At 37.1% G+C, this 22,713-nt stretch carries 22 protein-coding genes, 3 tRNA genes and 1 riboswitch; of the genes, 6 read left to right on the forward strand and 19 right to left on the reverse strand.

The genetic code is table 11. The features are described 5' to 3' along the window. Window positions 1-4 precede the first annotated feature (4 nt). Window positions 5-1,105 carry a GerAB/ArcD/ProY family transporter gene (locus MMB69_RS13510; protein ID WP_221783045.1) on the forward strand — a complete coding sequence of 367 codons (1,101 nt, stop codon included), beginning with the start codon at window positions 5-7 and terminating at the stop codon, window positions 1,103-1,105. Window positions 1,106-1,303: 198 nt separating this feature from the next. On the opposite strand, the gene MMB69_RS13515 is transcribed toward MMB69_RS13510, so the two are convergent. From MMB69_RS13515 to MMB69_RS13540, 6 genes are all read right to left on the reverse strand, one after another. Further along, complete coding sequence (locus tag MMB69_RS13515) at window positions 1,304-2,704, reverse strand: Na+/H+ antiporter NhaC family protein (RefSeq protein WP_221783043.1); 1,401 nt, start codon at window positions 2,702-2,704, stop codon at window positions 1,304-1,306. A gap of 214 nt (window positions 2,705-2,918) precedes the next feature. Then, a tRNA-Gly gene (locus tag MMB69_RS13520) sits at window positions 2,919-2,990 on the reverse strand. A gap of 19 nt (window positions 2,991-3,009) precedes the next feature. Continuing rightward, window positions 3,010-3,091: transfer RNA gene (locus tag MMB69_RS13525), tRNA-Leu, on the reverse strand. Between the two features lie 26 nt (window positions 3,092-3,117). Then, a tRNA-Trp gene (locus MMB69_RS13530) sits at window positions 3,118-3,191 on the reverse strand. A 221-nt stretch (window positions 3,192-3,412) separates the two neighbouring features. After that, entirely contained in the window at window positions 3,413-4,807 is a 1,395-nt protein-coding gene (locus tag MMB69_RS13535; RefSeq protein WP_221783428.1) for a phospholipase D-like domain-containing protein, read from the reverse strand. Between the two features lie 309 nt (window positions 4,808-5,116). Then, window positions 5,117-5,386 (reverse strand): hypothetical protein, encoded by a 270-nt coding sequence (locus MMB69_RS13540; RefSeq protein ID WP_014460213.1) that lies wholly within the window; start codon window positions 5,384-5,386, stop codon window positions 5,117-5,119. Window positions 5,387-5,890: 504 nt separating this feature from the next. Here MMB69_RS13540 and MMB69_RS13545 point away from each other — a divergent pair. The 3 genes from MMB69_RS13545 to MMB69_RS13555 all read left to right on the forward strand — a co-directional run bounded on the left by MMB69_RS13545 (window position 5,891) and on the right by MMB69_RS13555 (window position 8,501). Further along, entirely contained in the window at window positions 5,891-7,012 is a 1,122-nt protein-coding gene (locus MMB69_RS13545; protein WP_277447862.1) for a GerAB/ArcD/ProY family transporter, read from the forward strand. 96 nt (window positions 7,013-7,108) lie between these two features. Beyond that, window positions 7,109-7,342 carry a hypothetical protein gene (locus MMB69_RS13550; protein WP_221783039.1) on the forward strand — a complete coding sequence of 78 codons (234 nt, stop codon included), beginning with the start codon at window positions 7,109-7,111 and terminating at the stop codon, window positions 7,340-7,342. Window positions 7,343-7,358: 16 nt separating this feature from the next. Further along, window positions 7,359-8,501 carry a GerAB/ArcD/ProY family transporter gene (locus MMB69_RS13555; protein WP_269871280.1) on the forward strand — a complete coding sequence of 381 codons (1,143 nt, stop codon included), beginning with the start codon at window positions 7,359-7,361 and terminating at the stop codon, window positions 8,499-8,501. Window positions 8,502-8,527: 26 nt separating this feature from the next. Here MMB69_RS13555 and MMB69_RS13560 read toward each other — a convergent pair whose 3' ends face one another. From MMB69_RS13560 to MMB69_RS13600, 9 genes are all read right to left on the reverse strand, one after another. Next, window positions 8,528-9,862 carry an FAD-dependent oxidoreductase gene (locus tag MMB69_RS13560; RefSeq protein WP_269871281.1) on the reverse strand — a complete coding sequence of 445 codons (1,335 nt, stop codon included), beginning with the start codon at window positions 9,860-9,862 and terminating at the stop codon, window positions 8,528-8,530. Between the two features lie 241 nt (window positions 9,863-10,103). Next, on the reverse strand, window positions 10,104-10,541 hold the full coding sequence (locus MMB69_RS13565; RefSeq protein WP_221783033.1) for a YrvL family regulatory protein: 438 nt from the start codon (window positions 10,539-10,541) through the stop codon (window positions 10,104-10,106). An 83-nt stretch (window positions 10,542-10,624) separates the two neighbouring features. Next, window positions 10,625-12,706: a DNA topoisomerase III gene (locus MMB69_RS13570; RefSeq protein ID WP_277447863.1), complete on the reverse strand. Its 2,082-nt coding sequence runs from the start codon at window positions 12,704-12,706 to the stop codon at window positions 10,625-10,627. A 127-nt stretch (window positions 12,707-12,833) separates the two neighbouring features. Further along, window positions 12,834-14,489 carry a DUF2339 domain-containing protein gene (locus tag MMB69_RS13575; protein WP_221783030.1) on the reverse strand — a complete coding sequence of 552 codons (1,656 nt, stop codon included), beginning with the start codon at window positions 14,487-14,489 and terminating at the stop codon, window positions 12,834-12,836. Between the two features lie 173 nt (window positions 14,490-14,662). After that, a complete protein-coding gene (locus tag MMB69_RS13580) occupies window positions 14,663-14,899 on the reverse strand; it encodes a hypothetical protein (protein ID WP_013056931.1) in 237 nt (78 codons plus the stop codon). Window positions 14,900-15,000: 101 nt separating this feature from the next. Beyond that, on the reverse strand, window positions 15,001-15,444 hold the full coding sequence (locus MMB69_RS13585) for a hypothetical protein (protein WP_221783028.1): 444 nt from the start codon (window positions 15,442-15,444) through the stop codon (window positions 15,001-15,003). A 153-nt stretch (window positions 15,445-15,597) separates the two neighbouring features. Continuing rightward, on the reverse strand, window positions 15,598-16,626 hold the full coding sequence (gene splB / locus MMB69_RS13590) for a spore photoproduct lyase (protein WP_221783427.1): 1,029 nt from the start codon (window positions 16,624-16,626) through the stop codon (window positions 15,598-15,600). Between the two features lie 251 nt (window positions 16,627-16,877). Beyond that, window positions 16,878-17,126: a transcriptional regulator SplA domain-containing protein gene (locus tag MMB69_RS13595; protein ID WP_016764006.1), complete on the reverse strand. Its 249-nt coding sequence runs from the start codon at window positions 17,124-17,126 to the stop codon at window positions 16,878-16,880. A gap of 85 nt (window positions 17,127-17,211) precedes the next feature. Further along, window positions 17,212-18,171, reverse strand: coding sequence for a LacI family DNA-binding transcriptional regulator (locus MMB69_RS13600; RefSeq protein ID WP_221783026.1), 960 nt, complete (start codon window positions 18,169-18,171; stop codon window positions 17,212-17,214). Window positions 18,172-18,295: 124 nt separating this feature from the next. On the opposite strand from MMB69_RS13600, the gene MMB69_RS13605 reads away from it, so the two are divergent. After that, the gene (locus MMB69_RS13605) at window positions 18,296-18,424 is read left to right on the forward strand and encodes a hypothetical protein (protein WP_260506606.1); all 129 of its coding nucleotides are present in this window, start codon (window positions 18,296-18,298) and stop codon (window positions 18,422-18,424) included. Between the two features lie 36 nt (window positions 18,425-18,460). Here the strand turns inward: MMB69_RS13605 and MMB69_RS13610 are convergent, their stop codons facing one another. The 4 genes from MMB69_RS13610 to MMB69_RS13625 form a co-directional block, all read right to left on the reverse strand. Then, complete coding sequence (locus MMB69_RS13610; protein WP_264409143.1) at window positions 18,461-18,634, reverse strand: hypothetical protein; 174 nt, start codon at window positions 18,632-18,634, stop codon at window positions 18,461-18,463. A 130-nt stretch (window positions 18,635-18,764) separates the two neighbouring features. After that, window positions 18,765-20,075 (reverse strand): Na+/H+ antiporter NhaC family protein, encoded by a 1,311-nt coding sequence (locus tag MMB69_RS13615; RefSeq protein WP_128820727.1) that lies wholly within the window; start codon window positions 20,073-20,075, stop codon window positions 18,765-18,767. An 84-nt stretch (window positions 20,076-20,159) separates the two neighbouring features. Next, a riboswitch (SAM riboswitch) is annotated at window positions 20,160-20,266 on the reverse strand. Window positions 20,267-20,367: 101 nt separating this feature from the next. Further along, window positions 20,368-21,135, reverse strand: a complete 768-nt coding sequence (locus MMB69_RS13620) for an ABC transporter permease (protein WP_221812855.1) — start codon at window positions 21,133-21,135, stop codon at window positions 20,368-20,370. Beyond that, window positions 21,128-22,039 (reverse strand): ABC transporter ATP-binding protein, encoded by a 912-nt coding sequence (locus MMB69_RS13625; RefSeq protein WP_221783426.1) that lies wholly within the window; start codon window positions 22,037-22,039, stop codon window positions 21,128-21,130. The genes MMB69_RS13620 and MMB69_RS13625 overlap by 8 nt, the downstream gene beginning before the upstream one ends. Before the next feature lie 170 nt (window positions 22,040-22,209). Between MMB69_RS13625 and MMB69_RS13630 the strand changes: the two genes are divergently transcribed. Beyond that, the gene (locus MMB69_RS13630) at window positions 22,210-22,650 is read left to right on the forward strand and encodes a YtoQ family protein (protein WP_221783020.1); all 441 of its coding nucleotides are present in this window, start codon (window positions 22,210-22,212) and stop codon (window positions 22,648-22,650) included. Window positions 22,651-22,713 lie beyond the last annotated feature (63 nt).

Here is a 22,713-nt window from a genome sequence, read left to right on the forward strand (position 1 = left end):
CTATATGGAAAAAGCAAAAATTAGCGCCACTCAATTATTTATTCTCATGGTTTTATTTGAACTGGGAAGCGCCCTATTAGTCCCTCTTGCAATGGGAGCGAAACAAGATGCGTGGCTAGCTATTTTAATTGGAATGCTGTGCAGCTTTTTTTTCTTCTTAATCTATCATAAGCTCTATTCCTACTATCCGGACCTCCTGCCTACAGAGTATATGCAGAAAATTTTAGGTAAAGTACTGGGAACACTTCTTGCCTTCATATATATTGTGTATTTTTTATACGATGCATCGCGAGTTCTAAGAGATTTCGGAGAGATGCTTCTTACTTTTGCCTATCCCGATACCCCTTTATTTATTGCCAATGCTTTATTGATGCTGGTCATTATCTATATAACCCGAAAAGGAATTGAAGCAATAGCGAGGTCAGGAGAACTTCTGTTTATTTTTATGTATTTTCTGGCTATTGCAGGCTTCATCTTAATTATTAGCTCAGGATTAATTGATTTTAAGAACTTACAGCCGGTATTAAAAGAAGGAATACTCCCTGTTGCCAAAGTTGCTTTAACCGAAACGCTGTATTTTCCTTTCACAGAAGCTATTGTATTTACCATGCTTCTACCTTATTTAAGCAACCCCAAAAAAGCAAATGTCACCATGCTATGTGCAACGGGATTAAGCGGAATTAATCTAATTATTACGATGATCATTAACATTAGCGTACTTGGAGTTGATTTGACAACAAGATCTCAGTTCCCTCTTCTTAGTACTGTTCAAACGATCCAAGTAGCTGATTTTTTAGAGCGTCTAGATGTATTTTTTATGTTTGCTATGGTTATTGGGATTTATTTTAAAGTTAGCATCTTGTTTTATGCTTCTATAATAGGTACAGCTACTTTATTTAAAATTAAATCTCCTTCACGTCTAGCTTATCCTTTAGGCATCATTGTGTTATTTTTGTCGATTACAATCGCTAGTAATTTTCAAGAGCATCTTTATGAAGGATTACACGTAGCGAGATTTCTTTTACATATGCCTCTTTTTGCTATCGTACCTATGCTGCTTTTGATTATCGCCTTTTTGAAAAATAGGAAGAAGCAGCACAGATAGTATATCTCTAATAAATAGAAAAAATAGCTTTAAAATTATCGAGGTGATGTTCGTGTATATATGGTTTTATGATCATTTTGTTAATACCATCTTATTTCCGCTTACTTGTATCATGCTAGTGTGCGTATCATTAGGACTGTATGCATATTTTAAGCTGAAAAAAATAAAAAATTGATACTAGATGGCTATTTCTCTCATTCAAAACATGAAAGATACAATGAGATAAAAAGCAACTGTTATTCCTGCTGCAATTAAAGCTGGCTTTAATTTATATTTGGCATATTCAATAACAGATAAATCTAATATTTTGGCGATGGTATTCGTATCGTCGCTTAAAGGTGAAGAAAATGCTCCAAATGAACCGCTTGCAAATACTGCACCGATAATCAACGGCAAAGAAAGATCTGCAGAACTTGCAAGCGATACACCAAGCGGCATTAAAATCCCCCACGTCCCCCAAGCAGACCCGATAAAGTAAGAAATAGCAGCTCCAAACACAAACATAAAAGGAGTGACAAACATTTGGGGAATCCACTTAGAATGTACCGTCACGAAATTCGAAAAACCCAAGTCTTCTGTAACAGCGGATAATCCCCATACTACCGATAACAGCAGAATAACGGACATTAAATCATTGCCTCCTGTGATAAAACCATTAAGCAAATTCTGTAATGTAAAGCGCTGAAACAAGAAAAAAATGAAGGTAATTAACGTAGTCATAATTAAAGCTACTACCATCGCTTCTAGCACGTCTGCTTTAATAAATGCTTCAAAAAAGGTGTGACTCTTGTGATGTCCACTCCACCATGTTAAAAGTAAGGTAAGTGAAATCACAATAAGTAAAGGTACTAACAGATTCCAAGGCTTAGAAGGCAAATCCTTCGATACGCAAGGATGACAATCATGCCAATCTTTTTCGTCTTCTTCCTCGAGCTTCATAGGAGCCGTAGATGTTGAATGATGAAAAAAGCTGAAATAAATCCCTACTAAAATAATCACAATCGAAAAGAAGTTATAAGGAATGCTTTGAATAAACAAAGAATAAGCGTCTTGTTTTATGCCTTGATGATCAATCGCCATTTGAATGATTGAGACCATATATCCTACAAATGCCGTTGCCACAGGAATTAAGACGATAACAGGAGTAGCAGTTGTTTCAATAACAAATCCTAGCTCTGCTGTCGTCATTTTCACTTTTTTCAGCAGTGCTCTCATGATGGGCGCGATCGTAACAAAACGAAATGTGGGAGCACTGAATGTTCCAATGGTTGAAACATAGGTTAAAATGAGGGCCTTTTTTCTTGTATCAATTCTTTCAGCAGCTGTTTCCACAAAACCTTTAACTCCTCCAGCCATCTTAATCATTCCGATAAGCCCTGAAAACGCGTATAAAAAGACGACGATTTCTATATTACTTTTATTTCTAAGAGCTTGTACAACGTAGTAAAGTAGCTTTTCAACACCTCCGATAATCGAATGATCAATCAAATAAGCGCCTACTAATAATCCTAAAAACAATCCTGGCAGCACTTGTTTCGTGAAAATAGCTATGGGAATAACAATTAAAAACGGTATAATTGAAAACCAACTAGATTCCATAGGACTCTCCCCTATCTTAAAAACCATATTAGATGTCTTCACGTATCGTTCATTAGCTTTTAATGTAACCCCAATATTGTGTGTATATTCACGAAAACAACACGTATAAGCAGTACTGTTTTAATAAAATATTTCTGATTACAAACAGCCCACTAAAACTCTTTATTTCTACAACAAAAAAGCAGTTTGCACATGCAAACTGCTTTTGAAAAGAAGCGGAAGACGAGGTTCGAACTCGCGACCCCCACCTTGGCAAGGTGGTGTTCTACCACTGAACTACTTCCGCGCATATATGAAAGTAAAGATGCGGGTGAAGGGACTTGAACCCCCACGTCATAAGACACTAGATCCTAAGTCTAGCGCGTCTGCCAATTCCGCCACACCCGCGTGTGAATTAAAAGATAACTCCAAAATGGCAGGGGCAGTAGGAATCGAACCCACACTGACGGTTTTGGAGACCGTAGTTCTACCTTTAAACTATGCCCCTAGAAATGATTTCTTCAAAAGAACCTCGTTTATTAACGACGCTATATTATAGTAAAACATATATGTAATTTCGTCAATAGGTCTTTTGATGAATCATAACTAGTACTAGCGGCTTCAAAAAAACTGTGAGGCATATCACAGCTTTTTACACATTCCCTTCCCCAGCTGCAGTCTTTTTTAATCTCCGCTATTTGTTTTTAGAGACTCTGCTGTAACACAGTACTATACAAAATGTCTCCAAAATCTTGTAAGAACCGAAAGAATATGTAGAATTGCAGATTTTACAGGAGGCACGTTTTTTTGAGAATCCGTATTAAAATCCACAGGTTCTCCCTCATTTCCTACAAGCATACTGTGAGAAATTTTGGTTTCAATAGCTCCTGTTAACTCGGCTGCAAATTCTTCACTATCTATCATAACCATGGATTCAGTGTTTAAAAATGCAGAACGTGAATCTAAGTTAAAAGAACCAACTGCACTTAAACGCTGATCATAAACAATAGATTTCCCGTGAATTGAATAAGGCTTTTGATATTCATAAAGCTTCGAACCAGCTTTTATAACGCGATTCTTTACTCCCAAGTATGCAGAAAAAGCCATAGCATTTGGAGTCGATGTAATAGAATTAGTTAAAATAATTCTTTGTACTTTGGGTTTTACCCGCTTATCTATATACTGTTCCATCTCTTTTGTTGGTACGATATAAGGACTTTGAACGACAATGGATTTTTCAGCTTGTTGGGAAAGCTTAATAAATGTTTTCCATATAAAAGGGCTTTTATTAATTCTTTGAATAGGATTTGTAATAAAAGAAACCTTTCTTGTAGGCATCGTTGATTCTCTCCATATAATATAAGGATGGACAAAAGGTTCGTTTGCTTTTTTGGCCTCTTCGTATTGATCTATCAACAATTTTTTTCCTGAAAGACCGCGAAATTGTTTAGTTTTCTTGAGCTTTGGAAAAGCTTTGCGTGTATACGGATGATTCCATAATTTCTTTATATACTTCTCCATTGAGAGAATAACACTATGACTTTCTTGCTTTGTGTTATAAATCAGCACATCACGGTCATAGACAAAATTTTTATCTGGTTGACTGGCCAAGTATTTATCTCCAATGTTTCGTCCTCCAATAATACCTAATTGGCCATCGACTACTATTATTTTATCGTGAAGACGATTATGCCATGTCCAAGGTTTAAAAATAGTAAAGGGCTCATAGTACTTTAATTCAATATTATTGTGGAAAGCTAGAGCATAAAGAACATTTTTTCTCTTACCTTTTAACCCATGAGAGATCCCATCTAACAGCACGCGAATACGTATACCTCGATCCGCAGCTTCGAATAAAGCGCCCATAAGTAAATCCGAAGAACGACCTTTACCGATGGAAAAATACGCAATATCGATTGTATGCCTCGCTTCTTGAATCATCTGCATCCGAACAAGCCCTGAAAAATAACCATTTTCCAAAAGCATAACTCGGTCTGTGGATTCTTTCTTCCCGTAAAAATTCTCAGTATTCATTACTTTTAAGTCTTTTCCCTTGTGCAAAGGGACATAAAACAGTACCACTGCAGTTACGAATACATATATGAAGTACAATACGACAATCATTATTAGTATGTTTATTAGCATGTTTCCTGTCACAATCCCTTTCCATTCTTATCGTTCTGTTTTTATTAGGATTCTTACTTTTTTAACTTCTATACCTTTTAAAATAAGAATGGAATGATGGATTATTTGTTACACTACTGTTGATTTCCGTGCAAGTCTTCGCCTTTCCTTCCATACAACAGCTAGAAGCAATTATATACACGAAACCTACGTTCACACTACCAGTAAAAAAAGCAGAAGTTCATTATCTTCTGCTTTTACAATTTATACTCACTATTGTGAACCTGCCTAAGTAAAACAGCGGCTCTTTTATTGATTAAGGTCGTTCTCCATATCTTTTATATCTTGCTGAAACTCTGTTAAACGCTGACGCTGTGTTTCAGAAGCATTTTCAAGCGCGTTTTCAATTTGCTGAGAGGCTTCATTCACTTCACCTATCGCTTGCTTCGCTTCATGTCCATACGATGCATCATTTTTAGCTTCATTTGCCTGTTCATATGCATCTACTGCTTCTTTATGCCCCTGCTGTGCTGCTTGAAACGATTGTTGTTTATCTTTGTTATATGGGAATTTTTTCATCATAGTGCTCCTTTCCATTTGTTTACTCTATAGTGTGGCATTTTTCCACTTATTCATACGACGTTTCAATAGGTTGAAGCTGCGTAAATATTCCGCGTAACGAATTCCTTTATTATTTAAGAGCGTCCAATGATATCTTTTATCCCTTGAAATACTTTCTATATTTTACATAAATGTATAATCACTTTCTTTAGCGGACATCATACGAGTAGCTTATTTGAACGTCAAAATATATTGGGGTTGACTGCATGCACTTGTTTCTTTCCTTTTTGATCATTTGTGCAGGGATTATATGGATGGAAATAAAAAGATTACCTCAACACTCTCATAAAAAGGAACGGAAAATTTTTATTGTATTCATGACAATCAGTATCATGATCGCTCTTGCAAAAATCTTTCGGCTGCCTCTACCGAACCCTTCTGATTGGGTAGAAGCAATGTTCCAACCTTTAAGTCACTTATTATTCCGTTGGATCACTTAATTAGTGTATATGGCAAAAGGATGTGCTCATTTTGCTTAATGAAATCAATATTTCGGCTACGCAATTTCGCAAGCTAGTAACTTTATATAGCATCGGAAGCACAATTATTGTTGTGCCTGCCGCTATTACGGCTGATGCTCATCAAGATGCCTGGATTGCAGCACTTTTCGGTGTAGCATCAGGAATTGGCTTAGTTTTGCTTTTTACCTCGCTAGGAAAAATGTTTCCAACGCTTACGCTGATGGAAATGAACGAAAAAATTTTAGGCAAACTGCTTGGAAAGATTGTTTCTGCTGTTTTTGTATTATCCAATTTATTTATCAGCAGTCAACTTCTTTACTATGTAGGAAATTTTCTCACTACACAAATTCTTCCCTACACGCCGCTTACAGCCATCCACATTGCATTTATGGGTGTGGTCATCGTAGGAGTAGGCCTAGGAATAGAGGTTATTGCACGAAGTGCCGAGATTTTATTCCCTTGGTTTGTCGGATTATTCGGACTTCTCATTTTATCTATGATCCCTCAAATTAAAATAGAGCATATTCAGCCTGTGTTCGAAATCCATCCAAAAGCTTTTATTCGGGCTGTTTTAACGTTTTTAAGCATGAGTTCTTTGACTTATACGATTTTGCTTATGATTTTTCCTTCCCATACACCAGACATAAAAAAGGCCACTCAATCTTTTTATATAGGGAATATAGCCGGTGGACTAGTGATGGTTACGTTAATCTTACTCGGAATTTTAGTGCTTGGTCCTTATTACTCCCAAATCACCATGTTTCCAAGCTATGAATTAGGAAGAAGAATCGATGTAGGAAACTTTCTTCAAGGAATTGAAGTAGTCATTGCTATTTTGTGGTTTATTACTCTCTTTTTTAAGCTTTGCATTTACTTTTACGCTACTCTTTTGGGGTTTGCCAATGTATTTCACATAAAGGACTACAAGCTATTTTCTTTTCCAGTCGCACTCATCATGATTACACTTTCCCTTATTGTGTATCCAAGCGTTTCTTATCAAAAAGATTGGGATACAAAAACGTGGATTCCCTACAGCTTACTTGTAGGCATCTTATATCCGCTTTTCCTTTTAATTGCAGGATTTATTCAAAACAAAAAGCAGCATTCTTCTAACAGCGACTAAAAAATCAAAAACCTTTAATAGAGAATGCACATTCAGTATAAGGAGTTATTTTTCTGGAAAATATAACATTAATTATTCATGTATAGGAGCTAGTCTATGCTAGGGGTATTGGGGTTACTTATTGTTTGCACGCTCGTCATTTGGTTTGAAGCACCTAACTTACGGCAAAAAAAAGCGAAGAAAGAATTATGGCTATTCTACACAGTTCTTGCAATTGGAATGTCCGTAAGCATCTGTAAAGCACTGGGTTTATATGTTCCAAATCCTTCTGATTTATCAGCTGCTATCTTCAGGCCAATCAGCATATTTTTACTTCATTTATTATCTTAATACGTAAGACGAGGAAGTGAATACCTTGAAACCTGTAGTTAAAATTTCAACGATTCAATTTCGCATGCTCGTTATGCTTTATACAATTGGAAGCACAATTGTTATTGCTCCAGCGGCTATGACTGTTGATTCTAAGCAAACTGCTTGGATTCCGGCTATCCTCGGAGTAGCATGCGGATTTGTATTAGTGAAAGTATATATAGCTCTCGGACTTTTATTTAAAGATAAAAATCTAGTAGAAATCAATGATGTAGTATTTGGAAAATATCTAGGAAAAGGTGTATCTTGTTTATTTGTCATATCTACTGTCATAACGTGCAGCCGTATTGTATACTACGTCGGGAGTTTTTTAAATACCCATATTATGATGGAAACGCCGCTGCTTGCTATTCACATTATTTTTATGCTTGTGGTTGTGTTCGGGGCAAGACTCGGTCTAGAAACAATTGCACGCTGCTGTGAAATCTTTTTCCCGTGGTTTGTTGGCCTTCTCGGGATTTTTATTTTTTCACTAACTCCTCAAATGAAACTTGAAAATCTTATGCCTTTAATGGACATTCACTTAAAGCCGCTGACTCATTCGGTTCTTATCTTTCTTAGCATTACTTATTTTACTTTTGCTCCTTTGATGATGATTTTCCCCCTTCATTTAAGAAAACCTGAAAAAGGAGCTAAAGCTTTAATGAGCGGAAGTCTGTTAGGTGGATTTATTATGGTAATTGTTATTCTCTCTTGTATAATCGTTATTGGTTCTTATCATTCTTCAACTACCATGTTTCCTGTATATGAAATGGCTAAGCGAATTGAGGTGGGAAATTTTTTGCAAGGAATCGAGGTAATTATTGCTATTATATGGTTTCTCACTCTTTTCTTTAAGGTTTCTCTTTATTTTCATGCTTCCATCGCTGGACTTTGTCATATTTTTAACATCAATGAAACTCGATTTCTAACGTTACCGATGGGATTAATTGTTACGACTTTTTCCATTATTGTGTACCCAACCATTACCTATCAAAAAACATGGTTAGCCGAAACGTGGATTCCCTATAGTTTTTTGATAGGAGCTTTATATCCTTTTATTCTTCTTATCATAGGATGGATCCGCTTTAAACCTGCTAAAATAAAAATAAAAATAAAAAAGATAATAAAATCCACATAAAAAAAGCAGGTAGTCACCTGCTTTTTTTATGCTTGAAGCGCTTGAAGCCCTGCTTGGTTTAAGAAATGCCAAGGCTTATTAAAGTGGGGCTGAAAGAAAAAGTCCATAAAGCCAAGCTCATCGATCGTCATTTCTTGCTGTACGCATACGGACAATGTATTGATTGCTTGAGTAGCATCAATTTTAGAAATAACCTGTGCGCCTACAATTCGTCTTGTTTCTTCTTCATATACTACTTTCAACGTAATATTTTCGTACGTTGGCATGAATTCAGGTCGGTTATTCTCTGATATTGTGATGCTTTTCACATTCATATCAAAAAGAGAAGCTGCTGCTTCAGTTATGCCGGTAGATGCAACATTGTAATCATAAATATGCAAGCCTGATGTTCCTTGTGTTCCCATATACTTAATCGTCGGCTTAACAAGGTTTTGAGCTACTAATGTTCCCATTCTAACCGCATTGGTAGCAAGTGGAATATAGGCATGTTTCTTAATCGGATTGTAATAAATGGCACAGCTATCTCCGGCAGCAAATATATCTTTTTTGCTTGTTTGCATATATTCATCAACCACAATTGCGCCGTTTGGAAGCATGTCTACTTGTCCTTTTACTAAGTCTGTATTTGGACGGAAGCCAACACACAGAATCACAAGATCCGCTTCGTATTCACCTTCAGTTGTCACTACTTTTTCAACAGATCCATCGCTGCCTACAAATTTAGTAACCGCTTGGTTTAATGCTAATGTAACTCCGCGATTTTTAAATTCCGTTTCCATCAAGCTTGTAAACTCTGGATCAAGATATTTATTTAAAATACGATCAGCACTATCAATAAATGTGACTTCTTTTCCATATACTTCAAATGCTTCTACTAATTCTGCACCGATATAGCCAGCACCAATTACGGCGATTTTTTTTGCTTGTTTTGCTTTTTCAATAATGTGATTAGCATGCTGATAATTTTTACAAAGCACAACATTATTTAAATCGATGCCTTCAAGGTTTGGAATAATCGGCCATGATCCAGTTGTCATCACTAATTTATCAAATGTATCTTCAAATTCTTCGTTGGTTTCTAAATTTCGCACTGCTATTTTTTTGTATTCTGTATCAATATTCGTAACTTCATGTTTCATTTTCATATTTACACCCATCTCTTGCAATTCAGACGGTGAAGAGTAAAATAAACCATTTGCATCTTTTACGACCCCGCCTACATAGAGCGCAATTCCACAAGACAAAAATGAAACATTATCATTTCGCTCATAAACTGTAATTTTAGCTTCTGGATAAAGTTCTGCCATATTTTTTACTGCTGCTGTTCCTGCATGTGTACACCCTACTACTGCAATTTTCATAGATGATATCCCCCTTAGGATTATAGAAAATATGATATTGTGAAGTTATTCACATATATTGTGAAATGTTTCACATATCTTTTACAATTCTTATTATACAAACATGTTTATCCTTTTTCAAGAGATATGTGAAAAAAATCACATACTTTTTTTAAAAAAATATGTTAAAGGGTTCTTTAAATAGCGTTGAAGCTTGATATGATGCGTTTTTTTGCTGATGCGCTGCTGATGAAAAACTTCATCAGCTTGTTTTTTTACGTAGAAACTCACTATCCAATGCACTCTCCATCCAAAAAAATAAGACGGATAAAAGAGTCACCGCTAAAATAGATACAGTGATTCCGCTCACAAGCAAGTCTGCTATATAAACTGATAGAAAAGTAAAAAATATATCCACAAAAGCTGCAGATGTTATAAATAGTACTCTGTTCATCCTAGCATTCTTCATTAAAAAAACAAGTGCCTTTGAAAAAAGCTCTGTGATAGAGCCAAACACAAAAATAAAAAATAGAAATAAACATATGGCCCAGTAAGAGTCATATTCCACTCCCATCACTCTAAGGAAGCCTATAAAACCAAAAAAGTAGCTTCCCATTAAGATAGCTAAAATGATTAGTACCATCGCTCCTGCTATAAAGAACGCAATTAAACGATCCATTCCCTTGTTTTTTCTTTTCATTGTTCCACGCCACCTTGCTTACTCATCACTTAATCCATATTATACTAAAAAAGTGCGATACCATGGTATCGCACTTTTCGACGTTAGTTATCTTTTTTATCTTGAAGAGCTTGTTTTAAAGCATCCCCCAAGCTTGAACCAAATGCTCCGTCATCGTTGTATTTGTTAAGAAGCTTTCGTTCTTCTCGTTTTGAAATCTTTTTCTTTTTGTCCTCAGCTTTTTCCACTACTTGACATGAACGGCATTGGAAGTACGTACCCGCTTTTCCTGAATGAATTTCCATTCGTTTATGACACTGCGGACAGCGTCGATTCGATAATTTAGGGTCTTTTGCGCGTCTATAGCTGCACTCAAGACTTGAACAAACGAGCACTCTTCCTTGCTTTGTTTTCTTTTCTTTCAAGAACGAACCGCATTCCGGACATTTAGAGCCCGTTAAATTATGAGGTTTGTACGTTTGGTTACTTGTTTTTACTTGCTTAACCAGCTTTTCTGTTTGTTCGCGAATATTTGTTAAGAACTCTTTTGCATTTCCTTTTCCTTTAGCAATTGCTTCTAAATCACGTTCCCACTTAGCCGTGAGTTCAGGCGACTTTAACTCATCCGCTACTAGGTCAATCAGCTGCTTTCCTTTTTTGGTTGCATGCAGACGATTGTTTTGGCGATCAATGGATTCGTTTTGCAGAAGCTTTTCAATAATATCTGCACGTGTTGCCGGCGTGCCTAAATTATGTTTTTCCATTTGTCCAAGAAGATCTGCTTCTGTATAGCGCTGCGGCGGCTCTGTAAATGCACTTTTCATCGTTACATCTTGAATGCTCAGCTTGCTGCCTTCTTGCATATCAGGCAGCTTCACCGTTGCTTCTGATTCTCCACCAGAAACTTTTTTAAAGCCTGCATTTACGACTTGCTTTCCGCTTGCTACTAACTGTTCCCCATTGACTTCAAGCTCGGATTTGACCACTTCATACTCATATGCAGGATAAAATAACGAAATAAATCGCTTTGCAATTAAGTCATACAGCTTTCTTTCATCAGCTGATAAGTCCTGTAAAAACACAGACTGATCCGTTACGATGATAGCATGGTGATCACTTACTTTCTCGTTATTCACCACTCGTTTTGGCAACTGTGCATTTCTTAAAATTGGACGAACTTCTTCTTTATATACAGCAGAGATACTTTCCAAGCGCTCCTTCATAGTGGAAACCATATCTGTTGTTAAATAACGAGAATCTGTACGTGGATACGTGACTAACTTATGCTGTTCATATAACTTTTGAAGTACATTTAATGTCTTCTTAGCAGAGAAGTTAAAGCGTTTATTAGCATCTCGCTGCAGTTCGTTTAAGTCATAAGGAAGCGGCTGCGCTTCTTTATGCATTTTGCGCTTAATTGTTTTTACAACTGCCTCACCTGATAATTTTGAGTGCAGCTCTTTTGCGCGTTTTTCATCAAAAATGCGCTTTTCATTGCCTTTTTGCCAAGCTGCTTCAAAAGATGAAAACTGAGCTGTAAGCGTCCAATATTCACTAGGCTTAAATGTGTTAATTACTTGTTCACGCTCAATTATCATCGCAAGCGTCGGTGTTTGTACCCGCCCTGCCGATAACGGTTCTTCGTATTTAGTCGTTAACGCTCTCGTTACGTTTAAACCGATAAGCCAATCGGCTTCTGAACGGCAAACCGCTGAATCATACAAGCGATTAAACTCTTTTCCTGGCTTTAACTGTTTAAACCCGTCACGAATTGCTTTATCCGTTTGAGATGAAATCCAAAGGCGTTTAAACGGCTTGTTCCAGCGTACCTTTTCCATAATCCAACGTGCTACAAGCTCTCCTTCACGCCCTGCATCAGTCGCAATAATTAACTCTCCAATATCCTTTCTTTTTGCTAAATCAGATACTGTGCGAAACTGAGAGCTTACTTTACGAATTACTTTTAGTTTCATTTTCTCAGGCATGATTGGCAGATCTTCTAATCGCCATGTTTTATATTGGTTATCATAATCCTCTGGTGTTTGTAATTCAACTAAATGACCGAGTGCCCATGTTACGACGTACTTTGGCCCTTCAATATACCCTTTTTTTGTTTGTGTGCTGCCAAGTACACGTGCAAGATCACGTGCTACACTTGGCTTTTCTGCTAATACAAGTGATTTCATTTTATGTATACCTCCAATTCACTTGTTCCATTATACATGATTGGATACCTTTTGTACGACTTCAAGATTAAGTTTACATAATTATATTATAATAAAGAAAGCTGAAGAATTTCTCTTCAGCTTTTAGCTACTTCTTTTTATAAAATAGGCGCGAAATAATTAAACCGATGGCTCCTAAGACGATAAATAGTAAGGCACGTATAGCCATTGGAATAAAAGGTAAATCATATAAAACAAGTTTGAAAAGTGTTAAAAATAACAGGCCGACACCGATATACGTGGCTGTTTTAAAGGTTCGAAGTGATCCTATTACGAATGCAGCAATGACCAAACATAGCCAAACAGCCGTCATAATAAGCGTTTGCGTATTAGCGGAAAGATCATTGGCGCCAGCGGCCGTCACTTCCGTTGCAAAAATTAAAGAAAGAATAGAAAAAACAATACTTCCTCCAATTTTGAACGTATCGTGCTCATCTTTTTCTGTTTTTTGAATACTGATCCATACAAATACTAGAATAGAAGCTAACACAACAACCCAATTTAATGTCGGAAGAGACAGCACTTGTTCGATTGGTGTAACTAAGATATACGTGGCACTCAGTATATAAATCGTATAAGAAAATAGTTGATGAAGTAGATTTTTATACGTCATGGCGATATAGTAAACAGCAAGTCCTTGAATCACATATAAAATGACTCCTTCTCTTAAATCGACGAGCTGATGAATAAAAAACGCTACTGCAACAATTAAATAGGTAATAAAAAATTCAAATTTCTCTTTAGAACTTCTTACTGTGTAAACACCTAGTGCGTAAATAATAACTAGCGCAAGCAGCACCATTGTGGTCGTACCATCGTCAAAAACGGCAAGCAGCCAGCCGTACGTAACTGCTAAACTCGATAGAAGGGTAAACGCATATACTTGGAGTACGGATTGTGATAGAAAAAAACTAGAAATTAAGCATAAATGCTGAATCAGAATCGCCATACCTAATAACTCTTTTACACCATTATCACCAACAAACGAGTAATAAATGAGTAGCGTAAGATTTAATAGTACCGCGGAAAGAACATATAAAATTGAATATTTTTGTTTGATTGCCACATACAAAAAGGCAATATACAGAAGCGTTTCATAGCCAATGAAAACGAGCGCATTAGGCGAATTACTTTCAATAAGAAAAGGAACTAGTACGCCTCCAACCGCGCTAATAACCCCTAATGCCTGTGAACGATAAAAGACTGTCGCGATAATCCCTAAGATAATCCAGCTCGTATTTAGTATAAAAGCAAGCGTTGGTCCCGCTAAATGATATAGGCTATGCATCGCAAACGTCGTTAACATAAGAATAGGAATAGCTCCTCCTACAAGTACTTGCCCGAGCACCAACCTACCCTTTTTAATTTGGAAATGACCTGTCACAGCAAAACCTATTGAAACAACGAAACCGAGAACAACTTTTACTTTTTCATTCATTAATCCATAGTCAGAGGCTGCTTTAAATCCCCATAGCACGCCAATAATAAATACAAAAATAAAGATTCTCGGCAGCCATATTTGAAAAAGGACTTTTTCCCAATCAACAGGTTCTTCTATTACCTGTGAACTTTTAGCTGTTGTTTGAGCAGGACGTTTAGCGGTCTCCTGGCGCTGCTTGGGAGGAGCGTGAACTGCTTTTGGTCTTGGAGAATTTGTTTTATATACGAGCGACTTTAGCCTGGCTACGTCTTCTTCTAAACTGCTTATTTTTCGTTCAAGTTCTTCTATTCTTTCTTTTTCCATATTTCCTCACCCTTTCTCTTTAAAGTATTTGTGATTTTTATATGTATATCTTACAGCACTTAACTATTATACCATTAAAAGGAATATCACTTAGAAACATTCTATTTTTAGCAAAAAAAAATACAGCGTCCTTTTCAAAAGAAAAGTTCGTTGTATAGGATGTGCTGCATTTTTTATGTCACTTTCTCGCTGTATGTACTATGAAATCCCGCTTCGATGTGGGCTACTTGAAAACTATGGTGACCAATTAAATATTTAACAATATCCACACGGTCAATTTTACCGGGCTTATTGTTCATTGCTTCTCGCACCATAGATTGAAATGTTTCTTTGCAAAACTTCTTTTCATGAAGCAGAATCGTTTCACAATACTCTTCATGGTCTCCCTCTGAAATACGATAATAATGCATTTCTTTCACCCCTTTTTAATGTTATACCTATTACATACCCCAAATATTGCTATTTTAACAAATTAATTTTATTATTCTTTATTTTCCCATTTATATATGGTTTACAGCGCAACGTTTCGAAACTCTTCGTTATAAATGCTAATTTGAAGACGCTGAGAAAAACGTTCTTCTTCAATGTAGGTCTCATGCATTAATCCAACAGGATATACCTTCGGGTTTTCGCCACTTCCTAATATGTATACATACATCTTTCCTTCGTTTGTATATCGAACCTTCGTCGAAATACCTCCTTGCTCTTGAAGAGGCGCATAAACAGCTCTTACATTATCTCTTATTTCTTGTACAAATCCATGTAGTTCAATATCAGAATCATAGTAATGGTTTGCTTCATACAAGCCGTAAATACGAGACTTATCGATATCGCATAATATGTTCCAAAATTCAGATAAATCTTCTTGGAACAACACTTGAATAAAATTCTGTGCAGCTTCTTGCTGTTCTTTTGTTAATTCTTTTGTTAGCGCAAACTCTTCATTCTTTAACATCTCAGTCACCTCCCTTTTGTATGTAATACGACAAGAGATAAAAATAACCTCTTTTTTTCAGCTTATTAGCAAGCAATTTATTTTTTTACATTAAAAATTGAAAAGTTATTTTGACTAAGGCGTCAGAATAACTTTTCAATTACTGTAGAATAATTACGTAAAATATTCGATTTTTGCATTTGGAAAATACTGATCAATGTAATATTCTAATGTTTCTCTTAATTCTTGTTCTTCATCTTTTGCGTATACATACTTTCCAATTCCGTAACGCCCCCATTTGTAGCGGCGCTCCTCTTCATTCATCTCAAGCTTCGTTTTTGGATAATTTTTCTCAATTACCCGCTTGGCCGGCTTGGTAAAGCGATGCTGAATCATTTCAAACGTAATATCATCTCTTGACTCCTCAGGTATAGAGGCGTCAAGCTTTTCAAACAGCTGACGGTACCCCTCTTGCCAACCTTCATGAATGTAAATAGGGGCCACAATAAAACCAAGTGGATATCCGGCTTTTGCGACTTTATTAGCAGCTTCAATCCGGTAATCGAGAGGAGATGTACCAGGTTCAAAGTTTTTTATAACATAATCTGCATTTATGCTAAAGCGAAAGCGCGTGCGACCATTATGTTTAGCATCCAATAAATGATCCACGTGATGAAACTTAGTCACAAAGCGCAATTGACCTAGTTCACTTTCCCCAAAATATTCAATCGCGCGCTTCAATGAATGTGTTAAATGGTCAATTCCTACGATATCAGATGTACAAGCCGCTTCAAATCGCGTTATTTGAGGGGCTCTTTCCTGCATATATTGTTGTGCTTGACCTAATATTTCTTCAACATTCACGTACGTGCGAATATATGGTTTGCTTCCCATTGTTGTCTGCAAATAACAATAGTGACAGTGCCCCATACAACCTGTTGCAAACGGTATTGCATATTCAGCTGACGGTTTAGATGTATCAAATTTCAATGTTTTACGCACGCCAACTACTAAAGTCGACTTGGCATTGCGGTATTTTTGCAAATCATTTTTTCCCGGTATATTACGCACTTGATTATGAGAAGTTGTTTGACGAATCTCAATTCCCATCTTCTCAAATTTTTCTTTTAATTGAACACCAAGCGGGTACTCCATTGCCCCTGGCTCAATATATACTAATTGAGGTACAAAAGGTTTTATCATCATGTACACTTCCTTTTTTCTAATACTAATAGCGTTTGAAAAATAAAAAGACTCTATCCTTGGTAATTAATTATTTTTCACACAAAAAGAGATGGGAACATAATGAAATGAACCCAATCAACCACTAGAAACACCTACATACATGAAACTTGCGTTCACCATGATCATAAAAAAACACGAACTATTCATCCATTTTTGATAGATAGTTCGTGTTTACCTTTAACTACACTACTTTTGTCTTAGCCTCTGCATCAGTCATATTGTTCATAATCAAATATCTTATTATACATTTTTTCAGCTTCTTCATACGTTGAATACACGGCATCATCTTCAGCTAACAAATGATAAGACTCATGTAAAAACAGCGCCTTTTCACCTTTGTTTTCAGGATGTTCAACAATTTCAGCCTGATTAATATTCGCAACGTTTGCCGTATGAGGATTTCGGTAAATAACAAATACTTGATCTCCCACTTGATATTCTTTTTTCTCCACGATCATCATCCTTTTCTTCTTTCTTTACTCGTATGATGTCCGCTTTTGCTCATTTTATCCGGTAAAAACACCTCATGGCATCATCAAGAATTCATACGCTTTTACGCTCAATAAACCGAAAAGGGAGCTCAATTTTCTGAGGAGCCTTGCTTCCCACTAATGTAAAAAGCGTTTCTCCCATTTCCTTAAGAGGAAGTTCAATCGTTGTTATTTGTAAATAAGAAGAAAGGGGATGATTATCAAAACCAATGATAGCTAACTCACCAGGAACTGAAATACCCGCTTGTTCGCACTGAGCTTTTATTCCGATAGCGACTTGATCGTTTGTTACTAAAAGCGCCTGAGGCCGATTTTTCATCTGCACTAGTTTTTCCACCACTTTTTCACCATCTGTCACGTTCAAACAGCCTTGAAAAACCCATTCCGGATGATAAGGCTGATTTATTCTTTCTACATATTCTTTGTATGCTTGCTGCCGCTGCAGGCTATTTGTACCCGTCATTCTTCCGATACAGTAGCCAATATCCGTATATCCTTTTTCTTTTAAATACATAAGCGCCTGCTTAAAAGCTGCATAATGATCAACGTATACGGAGCGAATAGAACGATTCTGTACGTTTTCGCACACGGCTATCGGCCCGTACTGCTGATAATATTCAATCGTGCTCCAGCTGCTTGCTCTAGAACAAATAATCACTCCATCAACTTGCTTTGTTTTCAGCATATGAAGCGCTTCTTCTTCTTTTTTTACATCATAGTTCGTCTGACAAATAACAAGCTGATACTGCTTTTCTAACGCTTGAGATGCCACTCCTTCTAAAAGCAGACTGAAATACGGATGATTAATAAAAGGCAAGACGACGGCAATCATATTTGTTTTCCCTTTTGATAAGTGAACGGCATTAATGTTTTGTTCATAATTAAGTTCGTGAATAACCTGCTCTACCAGCCGGCGTTTTTCTTCTTTTACATACGGATGATGATTTAGCACCCGGGATACAGTCGAAACAGATACACCAGCTTTTTTTGCGATATCTCGGATATTTGTCATGTTTTCACCTTTTTCTCTTGCGCTGAAACGCTTTTCATACTTTATTCTCATTATAAAGTGAAATTGCAATAAGCTAAACCCGTTACCATCGTGTTTTTATTCATTTACGTAAGGAGGTCATTTCATGGGTATTTTATTATTCATTTTATTATGCGGAATTGAAATTGGAGGAGCGGCTTATGCACTTAAACAAAATGAGAAACTTTGGAAGGAATTGGATGGGGAAAAACCGACTGATTTTTTCAAACAGTAAAAAAAGAGGTTGAGACATAACGAACTGAATCCAATCTTAAGACGAACAACTAGTATACATGAGCTGAACCGCTTGTGACACCGCAGTTGATTTCCGTGCAAGACTTCGCTTTCCGCGGGCGGCCGCTGAGCCTCCTCGTCGCTTACGCTCCTGTGGGGTCTCACCTGTTCCGCTTTTTCCGCAGGAGTCTTCGCCTTGCCCTCTAATCAACTGCTAGAAGGACCTACACACATGAAACCTGCGTTTAACACAACAAAAAAAACGAACCACTAATCAAACATCATGATCAATGGTTCGTTTTTCACTTCATCTAAAATACTTTCGTTCCAGCCTCTTTAGATTAAGCAGCCTCTTTAGATGATTTTGATTTTTTATTTAAACGTGGAAAGCCAATTACAATCGCAATGATACCGCAAACCGCTGTTAACATTGGATAGAATGTAAATGGAATAATCTCAATCGGTGAAACTTTAGCAAATCCTGCTGCAAGAAGCATTTGTGCGCCGTAAGGGATAAGCCCTTGAACGCTGCATGAAAACAAGTCAAGCAGACTGGCTGATTTACGATTATCAATTGAATACTTATCAGAGATTTCTTTTGCTAACGGACCTGCTGTAATAATTGAAATCGTGTTATTAGCCGTTGCTAAATTTGTTAAACTTACCAACCCAGCGATGCTGAATTCTCCACCTTTTTTCGTTTGGATGCGTCGTGTTAATAAATTCAATAAGAACTGAATACCGCCGTTATAGCGGATGAGCTCAACCATTCCGCCAATTAATAGAGATAAAATAATTAACTCTGACATTCCGCCAATACCTTCTGTCACAGTTTTAGCAAGAGAAGAAAGCGTGTAGCTTCCGTCAGCTAATCCAATTACGCCGGCTAGCACGATTCCTCCGGTTAAAATGCTTAATACGTTTGCACCAAATACTGCAGCAACGAGTACGCCGATATAAGGCAAGATTTTAAACCAGCTGAAATCTTTAATTTCTACTGATGACGTGTTGCCTAGCGTCATTACAAGCAATAAAATTACCGTAACAATCGCTGCAGGAAGTACGATAAAAAAGTTCACTTTCAATTTATCCGTCATATTTGTTTTTTGCGTACGAACTGCCGCAATCGTTGTATCAGAAACAACAGATAAATTATCACCAAACATTGCACCGCCAATTACACCTGCTATTGCCAATGTAACAGAAACATGCGCTTGCTCACTGATTCCTACAGCGATAGGTCCTAGCGCAGCAATTGTTCCCATTGATGTTCCCATCGAAATTGAAATGAATGCGCCAATAACAAAGATTCCTGCTACGACTAAACTTTGCGGAAGCACGGAAAGCGCTAAGTTTACTGTTGAGTCAACAGCTCCCATACCTTTAGCGACTTCAGAAAAAGCACCTGCTAAAATAAAAATAAGCACCATAATAATGATATCAGGATGCCCTGCTCCTTTAGCAAAACGCTCCACTTTTACATTAAGTGAATCTTTGCGGTTCATAGCCAGCGCTACAATAGCTGCAATAATAATGGCTACTAATACAGGCAGCTTATAAAAATCTCCCGTTATAATTCCTGATCCGACAAACAGGACTAAAAAGACGCCCAGCGGTAACAGCGCCCAGCCGTTTCCTTTTTGTTGTTCCATTCTTAACACCTCTTGTTTACGTAATAAAAAAGACCTCTTCTTATTGACAAGAAGAGGTCTCTTATTTGTATCATAAGATTACCCTTCTCATCTTCCAAACGAAACATCGTCTGCTGGATTTGGCACCGCACTGCGTACAGCCAGTTGCCGAGACATCATAGGGCCAGTCCCTCCGTCTCTCTTGATAAGAAGTTTATAGTTGTTTTAAAAATAGTCTTTCACTACTGTAATCTCTTTTTATTTAATTGTCAAATGCTATTTCAGAAAAATGTATAGTGCGAAAATTCTCACATCAATTAGCTACGTCACGTTTTAAAAACGCTGCCCAAGCCACGCCCATAAAGAAGACAAAGTGTGCAACTAAGATGAAGATTGAAAATGGAATCGTCATGCCGTCAAACATCGTCTTCATTCCGTTCATATACTGCACAAAGTTTGTGTTGGCGAACAGTAAAAATTTCCCCCACCATAAACCAAACTCTGACACTATTCCAGTTACTGCTTTCGCTCCGATACTTACGACAATAGCTAGACTTGAAGCAAGCGCGCTGTTTCTAAATAAAGACGACAGCATGAATGCGAACGTCATCATCATAAACGTTTCCATATACGCACTGTCATACGTAAGCGTAATGTTTTTAAGCAGCTGCGCATCTCCTTCTAGACTGGCAAAGCCAAAGAACAATGCTCCCCATACAAACGAAAAAAGCAAATAGCTCAGTAAATAATACAAGCTAATTAAAATGAGCGTTATGTACTTGGATGCTAAAATCGTTGAACGTCTAGCAGGGCGAATTAAAAGAAGCTTAATGGTACCTGCTTCAAACTCTTTTGCAACCATTGACCCTCCAACAGCAAGCGCGAAAAATTGAACGAGAATCAGCATACCTGAACTAAATGACAGGAAGTTCAAAATATTGTCTTCTGTTCCTGCACTGTTTGCTACTTTCTTCATTAAAAGAGCCATACAAAGAGTTAAAATGCCGATTGTAATAAACGTGATTTTTGTACTTCTTTTGTGAAACCATTTCATATGTTCATTTTGAATTAGCTTAAGCATGGTGCTCTCCTTCCGTAACGGACATAAACGAATCTTCAAGCGTCTCATACACAGGGGTAATTCGGTAGACTGAAATATCGCTGTCCACTAATTTTTTATTCACAGCTGGAATCTGCTCTTTTACAATCGCCACGTCGATACTATGTGATCTCACCGTTACTTCAAATTCTTGTGATAAAAGATTCGCTGCTTTTTGTGCATCAGACACTTCAAATTCTACGTACATTCCTTGATCTTGACGATTTGGAGATAGATCTTGAATAGCTTTTAACTCGCCGTTTTGAATAATGCCAACGCGGTCACATAATGCTTCTACTTCTTTTAATAAGTGGCTCGCGATTAAGATTGAAATTCCTTCTTCCCTGCAAAGCGTTTGTAAATATGTACGAAACTCTCTCATTCCCGCTGGGTCTAGACCATTTGTTGGTTCGTCTAGTAAAAGCAATGCAGGCTTATGTAAAATAGCTTGAGCTACTCCTAAACGCTGTCTCATCCCAAGAGAATACGTCTTCACTTTTGCATGAATGCTGTTTTCAAGCTTTACTAAAGCAATCACTTCATCCAAGCGTTCTGATGTGATCCCTTCATGCATATTCGCAAAGTGTTTTAAATTTTGATAGCCCGTCAGATAATCATAAAACTCAGGGTTTTCGATAATCGCTCCAATTGATTTCATAGCTGATGTAAACTGTTCTTTTAAAGGAAACCCATTAACGGTAATCGTTCCCTCTGTTTCTTTAATTAGCCCTACGACGGTACGAATTAGCGTTGTCTTTCCAGAGCCATTTGGACCAAGCAATCCGAAAATCTCACCGCGCTCAACCGATAAGGATACATCATGCAAAATGGTTTTCTTCCCAATTACTTTACTGACATGATCTACTTGTAGCACTGTTTCTGTCATCATGTACATCCTTTCTTTAATTAGCAATACGCCTTCTATTGTTTCTCTTTTTTAACTATTTGTCTACTATAACCTTATTTTTGGAAAAGTAGCCCATTCAAATCATTCGTATTATCCGCTTACATTTGATAAAATAAAACAAACTTTAGTTAGAGGAGGACTTCTACACAATGAACTTAAACGTATACCTCGCCGGGCAAATTCACGATAACTGGCGAGACGAAATTAAAAACCAAGCAGAACAATTAAACCTTCCCCTTACCTTTGTCGGTCCCATGACAGATCATGACCGCTCCGACAACATTGGAGAAGAAATTTTAGGAAAACAGCCTAACGCTGTCTTAAAAGATGAAGCTGCTTCTCAAATTAATAATTTACGCACGCAGGTGCTCCTTAAAAAATCTGATGTGGTTATTGCTTTATTTGGCGAAAAATACAAGCAGTGGAACAGCGCAATGGATGCGGCAACAGCCATTGCATTAGATAAACCGTTAATTTTGGTTCGTCCTGAAAAACTGCACCATCCGCTTAAAGAACTGTCAAACAAAGCCCAAGTTGTAGTCGAAACGCCAGAACAGGCTCTTCAAGCATTAGCTTATATTTTTGAATAATAAATAAGAGCTGCCACTTTTGGACAGCTCTTATTTATTATTTATTGAGGGCTCCGTACGAAG

The sequence above is a fragment of the Priestia sp. P5 genome (genome assembly GCF_029522155.1).
GTDB lineage: Bacteria > Bacillota > Bacilli > Bacillales > Bacillaceae_H > Priestia > Priestia megaterium_E.